This is a genomic window from Mesonia ostreae (assembly GCF_031845265.1).
Classification (GTDB): domain Bacteria; phylum Bacteroidota; class Bacteroidia; order Flavobacteriales; family Flavobacteriaceae; genus Mesonia; species Mesonia ostreae.
On the sequence record NZ_JAVRBG010000004.1, the window covers coordinates 44290 to 61291 of the forward strand.

Here is a 17002-nt window from a genome sequence, read left to right on the forward strand (position 1 = left end):
TACTATATTGCAAGCCCAAAATAGTTACAAACTTACTGTGATATGAGATTAAAAATAGTTTTTAAATCAGTCTTTTTAGTTGCTTTAGCTGCTTCATTTACTGCTTGCAACAACTCAAAAGACTACAAAGACAACTCCCGTGCTACCGGATGGAGCCTAACTGGGAAAGATGGTAATACAAAATACAAAACCGATTACGACGAACAAGAAACTGGTCCTGGTTTAGTGTTCATAGAAGGAGGAACTTTTACCATGGGTAAGGTTCAAGACGATGTAATGCACGATTGGAATAATACTCCAACGCAACAGCACGTTCAATCTTTTTATATGGATGAAACTGAGGTTACAAACCGTATGTACTTACAATACTTAGATTGGTTAAAGAGCACCTTCCCTCCTACAGAGGAAAAATATAGAAACATTTACCATGGGGCTGTACCAGATACTTTAGTTTGGAGAAATAGATTAGGGTATAATGAAACCATGACCAATAACTATCTTCGTCATCCTGCTTACCAAAATTATCCTGTAGTGGGAGTAAACTGGATTCAAGCGACAGAATTTAGTAAATGGAGAACCGATCGTGTGAACGAAATGGTTTTAGAAGAAAAAGGTTTTACTGCAGACAAAGCAAGACTTAAAGCAGATCCAAGTACAACGTTTAGCACAGAAACGTATATCAATTCCCCAACCAAAGTGTACGGAGGAGATGATGATCTTACTAGAGGAGGAAAAGCTTCAGATAGAAGAGAAAAAGAAAATACGCCAAAAGCCAAAGGCTCACAGTCTGCGGGAGAAGCTAAAAACTTATACATACAACGTAAAGATGGAATTTTACTGCCTGCTTATAGATTACCAACCGAAGCAGAATGGGAATATGCCGCTTTAGGAATGTCTTCTGTAAGAGAATACAACCAATATAGAGGTAGAAAAAAATATCCTTGGGATGGTAAATACACCAGAGCTGGAGATAGAAAGAAACAAGGAGACCAGTTAGCCAACTTTAAACAAGGAAGAGGTGACTACGGAGGAATCGCAGGATGGTCTGATGACGGCGCCGATATTACAGCCGAAATTAAATCTTACTCTCCTAATGATTTTGGAATTTATGATATGGCAGGAAACGTAGCCGAATGGGTTGCAGATGTTTATAGACCAATAGTTGATGATGAATTTAATGATTTCAACTACTATAGAGGTAATGTGTACACTAAAAACGCTATTAATAAAGACGGGACAGTGAAGCTTGTGCAAGCAGACAGTGTTGCTTACGATACGTTAAGCAATGGTAGTATTATTGCAAGATCTCTTCCTGGAGAAATCATACAAGAACCTGTAACTGCAGAAGACACGTATTTGAGAACCCAATTTTCAGAAAGTGACAATAGAGATTTTAGAGATGGAGATCCTAGTTCTACTAGAGATTTTACCGAAAGAGATAAAGATAGAATGTACAATTCTCCACAACCTAAAGTAAATGTAGAAAGAGATAGCTCTGGTACTGCAACAGGTTTAGACAGACAGTATGATACTGATGCTAGCAGAACTACGCTAATCGACAACGAAGCAAGAGTTTACAAGGGAGGTTCTTGGAGAGATAGAGCATATTGGCTAGATCCTGCACAAAGAAGATATTTCCCTCAAGATATGGCAACAGACTATATTGGGTTTAGAAATGCAATGTCTAGAGTAGGTTCTAAATCTCAAAAAGGAAAAAGAGCAAGAGATTAAATTTTAATTATATCATATCATTCAAAAACCCTTTCTTTACGGAAGGGTTTTTTTATAACATTATACCAATGAATATACCTCAATTACATCAACTTTATTTAGAAAGTAGTGGTATTTGTACAGACACGCGCAACATACAACGCAATAATCTTTTTTTCGCCTTAAGCGGAACAAATTTCAACGGTAATCAATTTGCTGCGGAAGCTTTAAAAAAAGGAGCTTTTAAGGCAGTGATTGATGATGAAAAATACAGTTCAGACAATAGTGTTCTTGTGGAAGATTGCCTGATTACCTTACAAGCTCTAGCTCAGTATCACCGAAGATATCTTGCGCTAAAAATCATAAGTATCACTGGAAGCAACGGAAAAACCACTACCAAAGAACTACTTACTCAAGTGCTTCAACAAAAATATAAAGTAGTAGCCACAAAAGGAAACCTCAACAACCACATTGGTGTACCACTCACACTGCTTGGAATGACCACAGAAACCGAAATTGGAATCGTTGAAATGGGTGCCAATCATCAAGGAGAAATAAAAGCTTTATGCCAGATTGCCGAACCAAATTATGGCTTTATTACCAATTTTGGAAAAGCACATTTAGAAGGTTTCGGCGGAATTGAAGGCGTTATTAGAGGTAAAAGTGAACTCTACGATTACCTTATGGCCAATAACCAAACTGTTTTTATGAATATAGAGGATAAAATTCAGCAAGAAAAGACTAAAGATTATAGCAAGCGCATTTCAATAGGAAACAACCAAGAAGCAGATTATCCTATAAATAGTTATACCAAAGAGTTTCAAGCCTGTATTAAGTACAAAGAAAAGGAAATCAGCTCTCAGCTCACTGGAAGCTATAATAGCTCTAATATGGCTGCCGCAACTGGAATAGGCTTATATTTTGATGTGAAGATAGAAAAAATTCAAGAAGCCATTAAAAACTATATCCCAAGTAACAATAGATCTCAGCGTCTAGATTTAAACGGAAATCAAATTATTCTAGATGCCTACAATGCTAATCCTAGTAGTATGGCTTTGGCAATTGAGAATATAGTCTCCCTTCCTGCCAAACGAAAAATACTTATTCTTGGTGATATGTTCGAGATAGGATCTACTTCGCATAAAGAACATCAGCAAATCGTTAATATTCTAGAAACCCTGAATGTTGAACTAGCGTTAATTTGCGGTGAAAATTTCTATAAAACCGAAACCGAAAAAGTTCTTGCTTTTCAGCAGTTTGAAGATTTGCAAAAATACTTGTCTAAAAATAGTATAAAAGACAGCACAATTCTTATTAAAGGATCTCGAGGAATGCAACTGGAGAGATTGATAGAACTCTGGAAATAATTGAAAATATAGAAATAAAAAAAGGCTTCCTTTAATTAAAGAAAGCCTTTTTTTGTGTGGGCGCTGAGGGATTCGAACCCCCGACCCCTTGGGTGTAAACCAAGTGCTCTGAACCAACTGAGCTAAGCGCCCGTGCATTATAGTAGATTAAAAAAACCTGAAGAATTCTCCAGGTTTAGTGGGCGCTGAGGGATTCGAACCCCCGACCCCTTGGGTGTAAACCAAGTGCTCTGAACCAACTGAGCTAAGCGCCCGCACGTAATGCGAGTGCAAATATAATACTTTTTTGAGATTCCGCAAGAAAAAAATAAAACTTTTAAATTATTTCTGCTACCGTGAAGGTACTGCCTCCTACAAAAATCACTTCCTCTGGTTTAGCATTTAATTTTGCTTCTGCTAAAGCTACTTTTACAGATGAATAGATATCTCCTTGAAGCTGATGAATTTTAGCTTTCTCTGATAAAATGCTTACTTCCATTCCTCTTTCCACATTTGGAGAACAAAAATAATAAACCGCTTCTAGAGGAAACATAGGCAAAAGTTGATCTAAGTTTTTATCGCTCACAAAACCCAAAACAATATGTAGCTTTGTCGCATGGAGTCCTTTTAATTGATTCAACACGATTTTTAAACCCTCTTCGTTATGTCCTGTATCGGCAATTACTTTAGGCGTTTTTTGCAATATTTCCCACCTTCCTCTTAAACCTGTATTCGCGACTACATTTGAAAGCCCGTTTTGTAAATTTTCACGAGAGATATTCCAACCTTGGCCTCTAAGACTTTCTACAGCTACTGCAACGGTATGCTTGTTTTTCTCTTGATAATCACCTTTTAAATCTGATGTCAAGAAAACAGATTCAGATTCTTCCGCAAAAATTATAGGAGCATTTACAGCTTCGGCTTTAGCCAAAAAAACTTCTTTTGAAGCAGTGGACGTTTCTCCGATAACAACAGAAGTATTCGGCTTGATGATCCCTGCTTTTTCTTTCGCAATTTCTGAAATGCTAGTTCCCAAAAACTGGATATGATCCATTCCTATATTTGTGATGATAGAAAGTTCTGGATGAATAATATTGGTACTGTCCAGTCTTCCACCTAAGCCAACTTCTATAATCGCCACGTCTACTTTCTCGTAACTAAAATAATCGAAAGCCATACCTACCGTCATTTCAAAGAAAGACAATGCTTGCTTTTCTAAAAACACTTGGTGCTTTTCTATAAAATCAATAACAAAATCTCTACGGATTTCTTTTCCGTTAATTTTAATACGCTCGGTGAAGTCTTTTAAATGCGGAGAAGTATACAAACCCACTTTATAACCTGCTTCTTGCAAAACGGAAGCTAACATATGACTGCTAGAACCTTTTCCATTGGTACCACCTACGTGAATACTTTTAAATTTTTTTTGTGGTTGCTGTAAGACTTCCGCGAAAGCGAGAATATTAGTCAGGTCTTTTTTAAAAGCAGATTTTCCTTGTTTTTGATACATAGGTAATCGCCCAAACATCCAAGTTAAGGTTTCTGGATACGTCATACATTTTTACTCAGATAATTTAAACTCGTACTCAATATAACCCGTTTGTTTTACCGGTGCATCAGCATCTGCATTAAATTTGGTCGCTAGAGCAGCACGTTTGGCAGGCTCCATTAAACAACGAGCGGTATTGGTAGTTCCTCGAGATCCTGCAGAAGCATTAATTACTTTCCCCTGCTGGTTCACTTCAATTTTCACCACTACAATGCCAGATTCGTTACAGTCTTGTACAAATTTTTCTTTGTTCAATGCCTTTCTTCCGCCTAGACGGTAATTTCCATCGCCATCAAGCCCTTTCCCCTGTCCGTAATACGATTTTGCATTAGGATCGCCGTCTGGATCACCTTTATCTCCAGCTTTATTATCGTTTCCTTCTCCTCCATTCGCCTTTCCATCTTTCTCTGGTCCATTTAAAATACTGTTTAAAGCATCTGAAGTGGATTTTTCGGGTTGTGGATCTGGTTCTTTTTCGGGTTGTTTTTCTTTGGGCGGTTTTACTTCTTTAACGGGCTCTTTCGCTTTCTTTTCTTCTTGAGACTTATTTTTTTTCTTGTCTTTCTCTTTTTCGATTACGGGAGCTTCTTCGGTATCCTGGGTGGTCACCTCTTCCTCTACCGGTGTACTCGCCTCCTTTTGAGGCTCATTTGGCGGAGTGGTATTTTTCTGCGGAGAAGATTTTATAGGTTCTGTAGGTTGAATATTTCCAGAGCCTACTTCATTAGTTCCAAAATTAATGGCAATCCCGTTTTCTGGCGGCGGATCTAAATATGTAAAACCAAAAAGCAGTAACAATAAAATAAGCGTAACTGAAATTACCGTAGTAATTACAGCCGACTTCTTTTCGTATTTGGTTTCTAATAAACTCATATTTATGGCTTTACAGCTAGAACAACTTTGTATTTATTTCTTTTGGCGATATCCATAACGCTTACCGCATTTTGAATGGGTACACTTTCTTCTGCGCGTAAAATAATGGTAGGATCTTCATCCCCAGACAGTCTTCGTTGCAATTCTAGCTCTAATTGATCGCTAGACACACGGTCTGAATTGATAAAAATCTCTAAATCTTTATTGATGCTTACGGACAAACTCTGCACATTGCTCGTCTTCCCTTTTGCTTTAGGGAGAATAAGATCTAAGGCTTCTGGCGTAATGGCCGGAGATGTCAACATAAAAAAGATAAGCAAGAGGAAAACAATATCTGTCATAGACGACATGCTAAACTCTGGACTTACTTTATTTCTTCCTCTTAAGTTCATATTACGCAGGTTCGTTTAGTAGGTCTAAGAAATCAACGGCGGTAGCTTCCATTTGGTGCACTACTTTATCTGTTTTTACTACTAAATGATTGTAGCCAATATAGGCAATAATTCCGACAATTAATCCGGCAACGGTAGTTGTCATTGCTGTATAAATTCCTTCCGCTAAGGCTCCCATTTCGGCTTGACCACTACTGGTTGCCAATTCGTGGAATGCCAATACCATACCAATTACTGTTCCTAAGAAACCAATCATAGGCGCAGCTCCTGCAATGGTAGCTAAAACACTAACATTCTTTTCTAACTTATATACTTCTAGTCTTCCCGCATTTTCTATCGCTGTATTGATATCTTCTAAGGGACTACCAATACGAGAGATGCCTTTTGCGGTAAGTCTAGCTACGGGAGAATTTTCTTGAGCACATCTTATTTTTGCTCCTTCAATATTTCCAGTAGCTACATGGTCTTTAATTTGATGCATAAAATTAACGTCTGTTTGCGAGGCTGCCTTAACCGCAAAAAGACGCTCAAAATAAATATAACAAGCTGCCACAAATAAAATAAATAGGATGCCAATAATAATTTGACCGCCTATTCCTCCACTGATTAATAAATCCATAAAAGAAAGTGTTTTTTCTTCTACGACTGCCTCTCCATTTTGGGCAGCAGCTTCTGCAGTTTCTTGTAAAGTAATCGCTAGCATAAATTTTTTATTTAGTATATATAGTTAGTAACGAAAAAAAGAATTATAAATTATATAATGAGTTAAAGCTAAGTTATAATTTGATGTTAAAGAAAAAATAAAACTCCTAGATATCCAACAATACTCAACACAATAGTATAAGGCAGCGCCATTTTTGCCATTTTACCATAACTTAAATTAATAAGTGGCGCTAAAGAACTGGTTAATAAGAATAAAAATGCAGCTTGCCCATTAGGCGTCGCTACACTAGGTAAATTTGTTCCTGTGTTTATTGCTATAGCCAAGCGTCTAAATTGATCTGCGGAAATGTCGCCGGCATCAAAAGCGCTTTTCACCTCTCCTATATACACCGTTGCGACAAATACATTATCGCTTATCATCGATAATACTCCATTAGCGACATAAAAAACAGCTGGTTGGTGATCTGGTTCTAAAGATAAAGCCCAATCAATAATAGGGTTAAACAGATGTTGTTCATGAATCATTGCAACGATTACAAAAAACACTACGATTAATCCCGTAAACGGCAAGGCTTCTTCAAAAGCTTTCCCTAAGCTATGCTCTTCTACAATCCCCATAAAGGCAGTTTGTATAACGATAAGCCCAAGACCTATAAATCCAACTGGCGCAATATGAAATGCTAAACCTAAGATTAAAAAGACTGCGGAAATCGCTTGTACTAGAAGTCCGTATTTTTGTGAAGCCGTGCGGGTTCGGTCTTGTTTTAGCGTATAGTTTTCTATAATAGTTCTAGCAGGTTTTGGCAATTTACTACCAAAACCGAAGATTTTAGTGGTTTCTAAAACCACGGTAGTTATCATTCCTGCCACTAGAACTGGAAGCGTAATGGGAGCCATATGAAGAAAAAAGTCTACAAAATCCCAACCTAATTTCTCTCCAATCAATAAGTTTTGTGGTTCACCCACTATAGTACAAACACCTCCTAAAGCTGTCCCTACAACCCCGTGCATTATCAAACTTCTTAAGAACGCCCTAAATTGTTCTAAAGTTTCTCCTCCTAGTTCTTTTCTATCTAAAATTCCGCTTTCATTATAATCGGTGTCTGTAGAAAGAATTTTATGATAAATTCCATAAAACCCAACCGCTACTCCTATCAACACCGCTGTTACAGTTAAAGCATCCAGAAAAGCCGACAATACCGCTGCCATAGTTAAAAATAGCAAAGAAAGCATCACCTTAGATTTTACTTTGATAAAGACCTTGCTAAAGATATACATGAGCAAAGGCTTCATAAAGTAAATTCCAGCCACCATAAACATCAACAGAAAAATAACTTCAAAATTTTGAATTACTTCTACTTTGGCAGCTTCTGGCGAAGTTAACCTTAAGATAAGTATTTCTATGGCTAACAATCCCCCCGATTGTAATGGATAACATTTTAATGCCATTGCCAGCGTAAAAATAAACTCTGCAATAAACAGCCAAGCGGTAACCGTAGGTCCTAAAATATATAAGGAAAAGACATTAAAAATAAGAAAGAAAACAATGGTATATTTGAACCAAACAGGACTACTTCCCAAGAAATTTTTTAACATGAGGCAGGTATTGAAGTGACAAGCCCAAGGCTTACACCAATTGTTTTAAAGCTATTTCAAAAGCTGTTTTACTTATATTCTTTTTATCACTGCTGTGATCAAAGCTATTTTGAATTGCTTTCTTTATTGTCATGGAAGTGTCGCTAAAAATTGCCTCATCTGTCAGTTCTACTTTATTTTCCATTAGGTAGGCAAATACTCTTGCCATTCCGCAGTTAGAAATAAAATCTGGAATCAAGCTGATGCGTTCATCGGTGTATTCCATAATGCTTCCGAAGAAAATTTCTTTGTCAGCAAAAGGAACATTAGCTCCGCAAGAAATTACTTCTAAACCGCTATCTATCATCGCAGAAACTTGCTCTTTGGTAATTAATCTAGAAGCGGCGCAAGGCGTAAATATCTCGGCGTTTAACTTCCAAACTTTCTCGTTAATTTCTTCAAACGGAATCATATCTTTAGAGACTAGAGTATTCCCATCTTTGGCTAAGAAAAGCGCTTTCATTTCTTCATAAGAAAAACCCTCTTCGTTTATCACTCCGCCATCTCTATCGATAATTCCTACTATTTTTGCACCCATCTGCGCCAAGTAATAAGCAGCAGCAGAACCTACATTTCCAAAACCTTGCACAATGGCGCGTTTTCCAATTACATCTCCGCCATAAACAGCGTAATAATGCTTAACGGCTTCGGCTACACCAAAACCAGTAATCATATCTCCAACCGTATATTTTTCATTCACATTTGGAGAATACTCAGGAGTTTCTAAAACTTTAACTACGCCTTGACGTAACTGACCTATCCGATTCGTTTTTTCTACATCGGTAGGTTTAAAGTGTCCTTGAAAAACACCTTCTTGCGGATGGTCTACTCCAAACTGTTGAGTAATAGGAATCACTTCACTTCCTTGATCTACATTCATATCGCCACCCGTCCCATAATAGGTCTTTAGTAATGGAGAAACCGCTTTAAACCAACGTTCTAAAACTCCTTTTTTTCTAGGGTCTTGTGGATTAAAATTAATTCCAGATTTTGCTCCTCCAATGGCAGGGCCAGAAACGGTAAATTTCACTTCCATAGTTTTGGCTAAGGAAAGAACTTCATTCTTATCTAAACCTTCACGCATACGCGTTCCTCCTCCGGCAGCACCTCCTCTAAGTGAGTTGATCACCGTCCATCCTTCGGCTTCGGTTTCAGAATCTTTCCAATTAAAAACAATTTCTGGTTGCTTATTCTCGTATTTCTTCAGTAAATCTTTCATGAGTATACTCTTTTTTTATGGTCAGAAGTGATGTATTATGCCTTTTTCAGTGCAAAAAAGCCAAAATATTGCCGACTCATTCCATAAGTAGGTTAATTTTTTGCATCGCAAATATAGACAAATCAAAATGTTAAGAAGACTTTAACCTTTAGAAATTTACGGAAGAAAAATCTTTCCCGAAGAGTGGTCTTTGGAAGCTCCCGTAACCGACTTTAATACGTTCATTTTACCGGTCAATTTTAATACACCTAAAAGCCCAAAAACTAAGGCTTCTTTATATTCTACCAGTTCGTTTTCTGGAATTACCAATTGAATTTCGCTAAGGTTTTGAATGTGTTTTATTAAGGTGGCGTTAAAAGCACCGCCACCCGTAATCAATACTTTATGGGAAAAATTTCCTTTTAGCTGAAGCGCTATTTGCTGCGCCGAATGAAAGGTGTATGTGGCGATTTTATCTTTTACAGAAATTGAAGCTTTATTTATTAAAGGGAAAATGGTGGCTTTTACCCATTCTATACCCAAAGATTTTGGCGCTGATTGTTGATAAAACGACAACGCGTTTAAGTTGGCCAAGAAGTTATCATCTATTTTACCTGAAGCGGCTATTTTCCCATCTTCATCAAAACCACAACCCACCTGTTCTGCCAAAAAATTAAGCACCGTATTTACTGCACAAATATCATAGGCAATGCGCTTTCCGTTTTTTTCTGAAGAGATATTCGCAAAACCACCTAAATTAAGGCAATATTCATACTTTGCAAAAAGCAATTGGTCACCTATAGGAACCAAAGGAGCTCCTTGTCCGCCTAATTCTACATCTTGAACTCTAAAATCGCAGACTGTTTTGATACCTATTTTTTTCGCTAAAGCGGAATTGTTCCCAATTTGAATTGTAATTCCGTTTTCTGGTTGATGTAAAACCGTATGCCCGTGGGAGCAAACGGCGTCTAAAGAGTCTTGAGAAAGTTTATTCTTTTTTAAAAATTGCTGAATTACTTCCGCCAAGTAAAGTGTATACTCTTTATCAATATCTGCTATTTCCGTTTTAGATAGTAAGGAAGCATTTTCTAGTTTTCTCCGCCACGTTTCAGGATAAGCAAGCGTTTCCCTAGCCATGATTTTAAACTCCCAAGCCCCCTCTAGTTCTAAAAGTTCTATGCATGCAAGATCAATTCCGTCTAAAGACGTACCAGACATCACCCCCATAACTTGGAACACTAATTTATTCATAAGTGTAAAATTAAAGCTATTTCATTGATTTTCGTCCTCGAAGAAGTATATTTGCAACGTTTTATTCAAATTAAATCAACAACTAATGGATTTTAAGTTAACAGAAGAGCATCTAATGATACGTGATGCTGCAAGAGATTTTGCCAAAACTGAGTTACTTCCTGGAGTAATTGAAAGAGATGAGAAACAAGAATTCCCTACCCAGCAGGTGAAGAAAATGGGGGAATTGGGTTTCTTAGGGATGATGGTTTCGCCAGAATATGGCGGCGGTGGAATGGATACCATTTCTTATATATTGGCTATGGAAGAAATTTCTAAAATCGATGCTTCTTGTTCTGTCATTGTATCTGTCAATAATTCCTTGGTATGTTGGGGACTCGAAACCTATGGAAACGAAGAGCAAAAGAAAAAATATTTACCCAAGCTTGCCTCTGGAGAATCTATTGGAGCGTTTTGTTTAAGCGAACCAGAAGCTGGTAGTGATGCGACTTCGCAAAGAACTACGGCAATAGATAAAGGAGATCATTATATCCTTAACGGAACAAAAAACTGGATCACTAATGGAAATAGCGCCGACTATTATTTAGTCATTGCTCAAACCGACAGAGAGAAAAAGCACAAGGGGATTAATGCGTTTATTTTAGAGAAAGGAATGGAAGGTTTTGAAGTGGGCCCTAAAGAACAAAAATTAGGAATCCGCGGAAGCGACACCCATACGCTTAACTTTAATGACGTAAAAGTGCCTAAAGAAAATCGCATTGGCGAAGATGGTTTTGGATTTAAATTTGCAATGAAAACACTTTCTGGAGGAAGAATTGGAATTGCCGCTCAAGCCTTAGGAATTGCTAGCGGTGCTTACGAATTAGCCAGAGATTATTCTAAAATTAGAAAAGCTTTTGGAACAGAGATTTGCAATCACCAAGCGATCGCCTTCAAATTAGCCGATATGTATACTGAGATTACTGCAGCCAGACATTTGGTTATGAAAGCGGCCTGGGACAAAGATCAAGGCAATAATTACGATATGAGCGGAGCTATGGCAAAATTATACGCCTCTAAAGTAGCAATGGATACTACAGTTGAAGCGGTGCAAGTACACGGCGGAAATGGTTATGTGAAAGAATATCACGTAGAACGCTTGATGAGAGACGCGAAAATCACTCAGATTTATGAGGGAACTTCAGAAATTCAAAAAATTGTCATTTCTAGAGGTCTATTAAAAGACTAGAAATTGATAATATAGACAATATAACCCTGCAATTGCAGGGTTTTTTTATGTAAAAATATAAGTGACAAAAAGTATGTAGACTCAAGATTTAAATATTATAGCCTATAAACAAACTAAAGTCACTTTAAAGCACTAAAAACCCATACATTGCTACTTGTTAGAAACGTAGTTCCACGATATCGCAAAACCATACATCGAAATCACACTACTCTTAAACGGAAAAATATTAGAACCGTTTGAAGTCAAACACTTACCTATATCTTTGTGTTAGTTTAAAAACATAAATAGATATGAAATTTAATACATCTCCGAGAGTGATAGTCATGATGACCATCTTTTTTTTAATTGTTTCGGCGCCATCTGTTTTAGCCCAAGGTTCTCCAGATTTCAACGATAATGTAGATGATTCTGGAGCAGCAGCACCCATTGACATGTTTATTTATTTGGGAATCGCGGCTGGAAGTCTTTATGGCATTAAAAAAATTAAAAAGTAATTTTGCCTCATAAGAAAAAAGACTGGTCGATATTGTTTAGCTTTTATAATCTTTTCTACGTTAAATTTTACAAAATAGCCATTAGTGTAAGGGTTAAAAATTTGATAGCCTAGTTACACATCTAGGCTTATTTTTGTAAAAATATTCCCCCTTGGAAGAGATCTCTTTTCATAAAACTCATTGATCTTCGAAATTTTTAGAAGACGCTAAAATAATATTAGTGCGATCAGTAGCAATTGGGAATTCTCAATTCTCATCGCACAAATGAATATTTGTTTGAGCCTCTTAAGTCCACCCAAAGAAAAACCGCCAAACTCTATTTGTACGCTGGATCCCAACACCTTTCAGGCACAATATGCCGAAATAAAAAGAGTAAAAAAAAGCGCGAGATTACATTGATTAAATTGATTCTAATGTAAACTATACAAACAAATTATATATATAATTTAATTGCATTTATTAAGTTAAATTAATCTTAAATACTCTCTAAATTAACAATAATCTAATGAATTTAGCTTCGTTCAGCTTTTATGAAATAAAATAATATTTCTTTTTTATGAATAAAAACTGTCTTATATTTGTCCACAAAACTAAATGTAAAACCATTACATTAATTATATTATGAAAAAACTTACATTATTACTTTCGTGTTTTCTTGCAACTGTTGTGACTAACGCACAAGAGAAGGATTACAATCACTGGTCTATTGAAGCTGGTGGAAATATGAGCAAGCCCACAGATGCTTATGTTAGTACCGACTACAATTCCTCTTTCACTAATTCTTTTGGTGGAGAATTGGGAGTTAGGTATATGATCAACGAGAAGTTTGGTTTCAAACTTGGAGGTATTTACAATAAAATTACTGAAAAAGATAACTCTCTTCCATTTGAAGCAACATATTCCAGAGCTACGATAGAAGGAGTTGTAAATCTGGGTAATATTCTTGGCTTTAGAGATTGGACGCAGCGTATAAATTTAATAGGTCATGCTGGAGGTGGTGTGGCTATGATTTCTTTAGGAGATAATAGTATTTATGAAGATCGTGATTATACGGCAGCCTATATACTAGGTATTACTCCACAGCTTAGACTTTCTGATCATATAGCTTTGTATGCCGATGTAAGTTTTACTGGCCATACACACCAAGATTTTACTTGGGATGGAACTACTGACCGGAATAAGGATCGTAACTTCGATGGCGGTATAGCGACCATAAGCGCTGGTCTTCAAATTTATCTAGGTAAAAATGAAAAGCACGCAGATTGGATAGATATGACTTCTGGAGAAGATTTCAACAAATTAGACAGCATCCAAAAAAGAGTTGCTAAGATTGAAGATGATATGTTAGATTCAGATATGGATGGTGTACCAAATTATTTGGATCGTGAGCCTAACACAATGAATGGTGTAACTGTTGACTCAAAAGGAGTTGCTGTTGATAAAAACAACAACGGTATTCCAGATGAAATTGAAGGTTCTTTGGATGAAAGATACGTAATGGCTAGTTCTGATGACGCAAATAGTGCAGGAGGTGGAATGATTAAAGACCTAATCAATAAAGGTTATGTAAATGTTTATTTTGAATTTAACAGTGCAAAACCTGAAACCTATTCTCTACAATCTATTAATTACTTAGTGAAGTATATGAATAGTAATTCTTCAGCTAACGCGGAATTAGTTGGATATGCTGATGAGATTGGAAATGCAGATTACAATATGCAACTTTCTGAGAAACGTGCTAAGAAAGTATATGATATCTTAATTGCTTCAGGTGTATCCGAAAATCGCTTAGAGTATAGAGGTGAAGGTAGTGATGATTCTGTTGACAAATCTTCTAAGGAAGCTCGTCAATTGGTAAGAAGAGTTACTTTTAAATTGAAATAATTTCAATTAGATAAAATTATAAAAGGCTATCAAAATTTGATAGCCTTTTTTTATGCTGAATAAATTACAACTAAATTTGAAAATCTTTATGCGAGAATAAAATTAAGCATGCTCTTTCAGCAATCTATATTTGAAAACTTTAAGATATAAACATTTCGGTCTATAAAATCTAGAATAGTTAAGGAGAATGTTTGCTTGAAGATATGAAACAAACAATTTTAGGTATGTCTGGGATAAAGAAAAAATGAAATATCAGATGAAAAATGAGCCTTACTATTTATTCGATATAAGCGGAAATATTAAACACCAGAATTTTAAATTTAAACTTTCAGAAAAAAAACTTTCCCAATTGATTTGGTAATTATTCCTGAGATAATGCTGCAGCTTCGTGGTCTAATACATATTCCACTTGTGGAAGGGTTTGTAGTATAGAAGCTGGAACTTGCGTAGTGATTTTGCCTTGAAGTGATTTTCGCATTACCTCTGACTTTCTTTCTCCTAATGCTAATAATACTATTTTCTTCGCCTGAGTAATAGTTTGTATCCCGATGCTTATAGCGTGATTAGGCACATTATCTATTGTTCCAAAATCACTTGCAGCATCCTCTCTAGTAAGCTCGTGTAAATTAACGAGGCGAGTCACCGAATCAAAACTAGAGCCTGGTTCATTAAATCCAATATGACCATTACGACCAATTCCCAATAGTTGAAAATCTAGACCTCCATACTTTGCTATTTTACTTTCGTAGTCTTTGCAATATTTCGCTATTCCATCTAAAGAGCAGTCGGTATAAGGTATATAAATATTCTGCGGTTCTATATCTATATGATCAAATAAATTCTCGCGCATGAAATGCGTGTAGCTCTGTTCGTCTTCTGGATAAATTGGATAATACTCATCTAAATTAAAACTGATTACATTTTTGAAACTTAAGCTTTCTTCCTTATGCAAGCGAATTAGCTCTTTATAAACTCTTTTAGGCGTATTACCAGTTGCCAAACCTAACACTGTAGGTTTAGATTGTTTTTGTTGCTCCCTTATGAGCTCCGCTATTTGCTTTGCCACGTAGAGAGATGCATGTTCTGGAGTAGCAAATAAATTGAGTTTCTTAGCTCGATTGGCTGTATGCAAATCTTTTGACATATTTATAGTAAAGAATTCATTTTTAGATATTGATTCTCAGGCAAAAAAAATCAGATATTAGCCAGAGTAAATAAGGAGTGATTATTTCAAGAAATATCAGGCTCAATTTTAATCCAATTCTTTTTACATAAAAGAAGCTTTCTCACAAAATTAAAATCAATTAAAAGCTTCAAATATATTATACTTTGTATTAGATAGCAACAAATTTTTAAACTGTGCTTAGGTTTCCCTAGAAAAATAGTGAGCTATGAAACAATTAATTTTCGTTATAACTTTTAAATGTTCTTCTTAATCCTCCCATCAATGTACTACTCGTCTCTATATCTTCCCCAATTAAGAAGGATTTCTCAAAAGGAAACATTTGTACTAGTAGATTCCAAGAACCATCTATTTTTTTTTAGAAGATGAATAAACTTTTGATCTTTTATTTCCGAAAAATCACCACTTTTATTTCCTTCCTAACTTAAATTATTTTTTTACTCCTGCGCTAGCAAAAACCTTATAATACGCTCACAAGCTTTTCCATCTCCGTAAGGATTATGCTTCCCGCTCATTTCATTATAATGTGCAACATCATTTAACAAAGAAAGCGTTTCGTCTACAATCTTTCGCGTATCCGTTCCTACTAAAATTACAGTACCAGCATCGACAGCTTCTGGACGCTCTGTGTTATTCCGCATGACTAAAACGGGCTTCCCAAGACTAGGGGCTTCTTCCTGCACGCCTCCACTATCTGTGATAATGAGTTTTGATTGATTCATCAACCATACAAATGCCGGATACCCTAAAGGGTCTATCAAATGAATATTAGTTATTTCTCCCAAAATTTCATTGACGGGCTCTTTTACTTTAGGATTTAAATGCACGGGATATACAATCTGTATATTTGGTTTTTCTAAAGCAATTTCTTTTAAAGCCGCACAAATATGTATAAAACCTTGCCCGTGATTTTCTCTTCTATGCCCCGTTACTAAAATAAGTTCTTTCTGTTCTGAAAGTATACTTTTTAAGTTAGATATTTCTTTATTCTGAATGTGTTTCACTCGCTCTGAACTTTCTAAAAGCGCGTCAATTACCGTATTCCCCGTAACTACAATTGCAGACTCTTGAATATTCTCTTTCAATAAATTGCTTTTTGATTTTGTAGTAGGAGCAAAATGAAAATCAGTTACTCTACCCGTAATTTGTCGGTTCATCTCTTCTGGGAATGGAGAGTCTTTTTTCCAAGTTCTCAATCCCGCTTCAATATGGCATATTTTAGCTCCGCTATAAAAGCTTGCAATAGCAGTAGCCATAGTAGTAGTAGTATCCCCATGCACAAAAACATAATCGGGTTGGAATTCTTCCAAAACCACTTTTAATTCCGTAATAATATCTGCGGTTAATTGGTGTAAGTTTTGATTTGGCTTCATTAAATCTAAGTCAAAATCTGGCGTGATATCAAAAAACTCTAACACCTGATCCAGCATTTCTCTATGCTGAGCGGTGACGCAAACTTTGGTCTCAAAACTATTTGTGTGTTTTTCTAATTCTTTTACCAAAGGTGCCATTTTGATAGCCTCAGGACGAGTTCCAAACACCAATAAGTTCTTTTTTTTCATGCTCATATTTAAAAAAAGTGAAGATACTTATTTT

Annotated in this window: 14 protein-coding genes and 2 tRNA genes; 5 read left to right on the forward strand and 11 right to left on the reverse strand. The window is 36.2% G+C overall.

What is annotated here, in order from left to right:
* Positions 1–42 precede the first annotated feature (42 nt).
* Together gldJ and RLT85_RS05165 are read left to right on the forward strand one after the other, a co-directional pair.
* Complete coding sequence (gene gldJ / locus RLT85_RS05160) at positions 43–1731, forward strand: gliding motility lipoprotein GldJ (protein ID WP_311400972.1); 1689 nt, start codon at positions 43–45, stop codon at positions 1729–1731.
* Positions 1732–1799: 68 nt separating this feature from the next.
* The gene (locus RLT85_RS05165; protein ID WP_311400973.1) at positions 1800–3077 is read left to right on the forward strand and encodes a UDP-N-acetylmuramoyl-tripeptide--D-alanyl-D-alanine ligase; all 1278 of its coding nucleotides are present in this window, start codon (positions 1800–1802) and stop codon (positions 3075–3077) included.
* 57 nt (positions 3078–3134) lie between these two features.
* On the opposite strand, the gene RLT85_RS05170 is transcribed toward RLT85_RS05165, so the two are convergent.
* From RLT85_RS05170 to RLT85_RS05210, 9 genes are all read right to left on the reverse strand, one after another.
* Positions 3135–3209 (reverse strand) — tRNA-Val (locus RLT85_RS05170).
* A 47-nt stretch (positions 3210–3256) separates the two neighbouring features.
* Positions 3257–3331, reverse strand: a tRNA-Val gene (locus RLT85_RS05175).
* Positions 3332–3393: 62 nt separating this feature from the next.
* The gene (locus tag RLT85_RS05180; RefSeq protein ID WP_311400974.1) at positions 3394–4611 is read right to left on the reverse strand and encodes a bifunctional folylpolyglutamate synthase/dihydrofolate synthase; all 1218 of its coding nucleotides are present in this window, start codon (positions 4609–4611) and stop codon (positions 3394–3396) included.
* Between the two features lie 6 nt (positions 4612–4617).
* The gene (locus RLT85_RS05185) at positions 4618–5478 is read right to left on the reverse strand and encodes an energy transducer TonB family protein (RefSeq protein WP_311400975.1); all 861 of its coding nucleotides are present in this window, start codon (positions 5476–5478) and stop codon (positions 4618–4620) included.
* Between the two features lie 2 nt (positions 5479–5480).
* On the reverse strand, positions 5481–5870 hold the full coding sequence (locus RLT85_RS05190; RefSeq protein WP_311400976.1) for an ExbD/TolR family protein: 390 nt from the start codon (positions 5868–5870) through the stop codon (positions 5481–5483).
* A gap of 1 nt (position 5871) precedes the next feature.
* Positions 5872–6573 (reverse strand): MotA/TolQ/ExbB proton channel family protein, encoded by a 702-nt coding sequence (locus RLT85_RS05195; protein WP_311400977.1) that lies wholly within the window; start codon positions 6571–6573, stop codon positions 5872–5874.
* An 86-nt stretch (positions 6574–6659) separates the two neighbouring features.
* Positions 6660–8129, reverse strand: a complete 1470-nt coding sequence (gene nhaB, locus RLT85_RS05200; RefSeq protein ID WP_311400978.1) for a sodium/proton antiporter NhaB — start codon at positions 8127–8129, stop codon at positions 6660–6662.
* 31 nt (positions 8130–8160) lie between these two features.
* Positions 8161–9387 carry a Glu/Leu/Phe/Val dehydrogenase dimerization domain-containing protein gene (locus RLT85_RS05205; protein ID WP_311400979.1) on the reverse strand — a complete coding sequence of 409 codons (1227 nt, stop codon included), beginning with the start codon at positions 9385–9387 and terminating at the stop codon, positions 8161–8163.
* A 156-nt stretch (positions 9388–9543) separates the two neighbouring features.
* Positions 9544–10617 carry an anhydro-N-acetylmuramic acid kinase gene (locus tag RLT85_RS05210; protein WP_311400980.1) on the reverse strand — a complete coding sequence of 358 codons (1074 nt, stop codon included), beginning with the start codon at positions 10615–10617 and terminating at the stop codon, positions 9544–9546.
* Between the two features lie 85 nt (positions 10618–10702).
* On the opposite strand from RLT85_RS05210, the gene RLT85_RS05215 reads away from it, so the two are divergent.
* The 3 genes from RLT85_RS05215 to RLT85_RS05225 all read left to right on the forward strand — a co-directional run bounded on the left by RLT85_RS05215 (position 10703) and on the right by RLT85_RS05225 (position 14223).
* Complete coding sequence (locus RLT85_RS05215; RefSeq protein WP_311400981.1) at positions 10703–11845, forward strand: acyl-CoA dehydrogenase; 1143 nt, start codon at positions 10703–10705, stop codon at positions 11843–11845.
* Between the two features lie 290 nt (positions 11846–12135).
* Positions 12136–12339: a hypothetical protein gene (locus RLT85_RS05220; RefSeq protein WP_311400982.1), complete on the forward strand. Its 204-nt coding sequence runs from the start codon at positions 12136–12138 to the stop codon at positions 12337–12339.
* A gap of 621 nt (positions 12340–12960) precedes the next feature.
* Positions 12961–14223 carry an OmpA family protein gene (locus RLT85_RS05225; RefSeq protein WP_311400983.1) on the forward strand — a complete coding sequence of 421 codons (1263 nt, stop codon included), beginning with the start codon at positions 12961–12963 and terminating at the stop codon, positions 14221–14223.
* Positions 14224–14584: 361 nt separating this feature from the next.
* On the opposite strand, the gene nagB is transcribed toward RLT85_RS05225, so the two are convergent.
* Together nagB and wecB are read right to left on the reverse strand one after the other, a co-directional pair.
* Positions 14585–15367, reverse strand: a complete 783-nt coding sequence (gene nagB / locus RLT85_RS05230; protein WP_311400984.1) for a glucosamine-6-phosphate deaminase — start codon at positions 15365–15367, stop codon at positions 14585–14587.
* 476 nt (positions 15368–15843) lie between these two features.
* Positions 15844–16968 (reverse strand): non-hydrolyzing UDP-N-acetylglucosamine 2-epimerase, encoded by a 1125-nt coding sequence (gene wecB / locus RLT85_RS05235; RefSeq protein ID WP_311400985.1) that lies wholly within the window; start codon positions 16966–16968, stop codon positions 15844–15846.
* Positions 16969–17002 lie beyond the last annotated feature (34 nt).

Excerpts from the sequence above, each read along its gene's own strand:
- RLT85_RS05185 (WP_311400975.1), bottom strand. The coding sequence starts at position 5,478 with ATGAGTTTATTAGAAACCAAATACGAAAAGAAGTCGGCTGTAATTACT.
- RLT85_RS05205 (WP_311400979.1), bottom strand. The coding sequence starts at position 9,387 with ATGAAAGATTTACTGAAGAAATACGAGAATAAGCAACCAGAAATTGTT.
- RLT85_RS05220 (WP_311400982.1), top strand. The coding sequence starts at position 12,136 with ATGAAATTTAATACATCTCCGAGAGTGATAGTCATGATGACCATCTTT.
- RLT85_RS05180 (WP_311400974.1), bottom strand. The coding sequence starts at position 4,611 with ATGACGTATCCAGAAACCTTAACTTGGATGTTTGGGCGATTACCTATG.
- RLT85_RS05190 (WP_311400976.1), bottom strand. The coding sequence starts at position 5,870 with ATGAACTTAAGAGGAAGAAATAAAGTAAGTCCAGAGTTTAGCATGTCG.
- nhaB (WP_311400978.1), bottom strand. The coding sequence starts at position 8,129 with ATGTTAAAAAATTTCTTGGGAAGTAGTCCTGTTTGGTTCAAATATACC.
- nagB (WP_311400984.1), bottom strand. The coding sequence starts at position 15,367 with ATGTCAAAAGATTTGCATACAGCCAATCGAGCTAAGAAACTCAATTTA.
- RLT85_RS05195 (WP_311400977.1), bottom strand. The coding sequence starts at position 6,573 with ATGCTAGCGATTACTTTACAAGAAACTGCAGAAGCTGCTGCCCAAAAT.
- gldJ (WP_311400972.1), top strand. The coding sequence starts at position 43 with ATGAGATTAAAAATAGTTTTTAAATCAGTCTTTTTAGTTGCTTTAGCT.
- RLT85_RS05210 (WP_311400980.1), bottom strand. The coding sequence starts at position 10,617 with ATGAATAAATTAGTGTTCCAAGTTATGGGGGTGATGTCTGGTACGTCT.
- wecB (WP_311400985.1), bottom strand. The coding sequence starts at position 16,968 with ATGAAAAAAAAGAACTTATTGGTGTTTGGAACTCGTCCTGAGGCTATC.
- RLT85_RS05225 (WP_311400983.1), top strand. The coding sequence starts at position 12,961 with ATGAAAAAACTTACATTATTACTTTCGTGTTTTCTTGCAACTGTTGTG.
- RLT85_RS05165 (WP_311400973.1), top strand. The coding sequence starts at position 1,800 with ATGAATATACCTCAATTACATCAACTTTATTTAGAAAGTAGTGGTATT.
- RLT85_RS05215 (WP_311400981.1), top strand. The coding sequence starts at position 10,703 with ATGGATTTTAAGTTAACAGAAGAGCATCTAATGATACGTGATGCTGCA.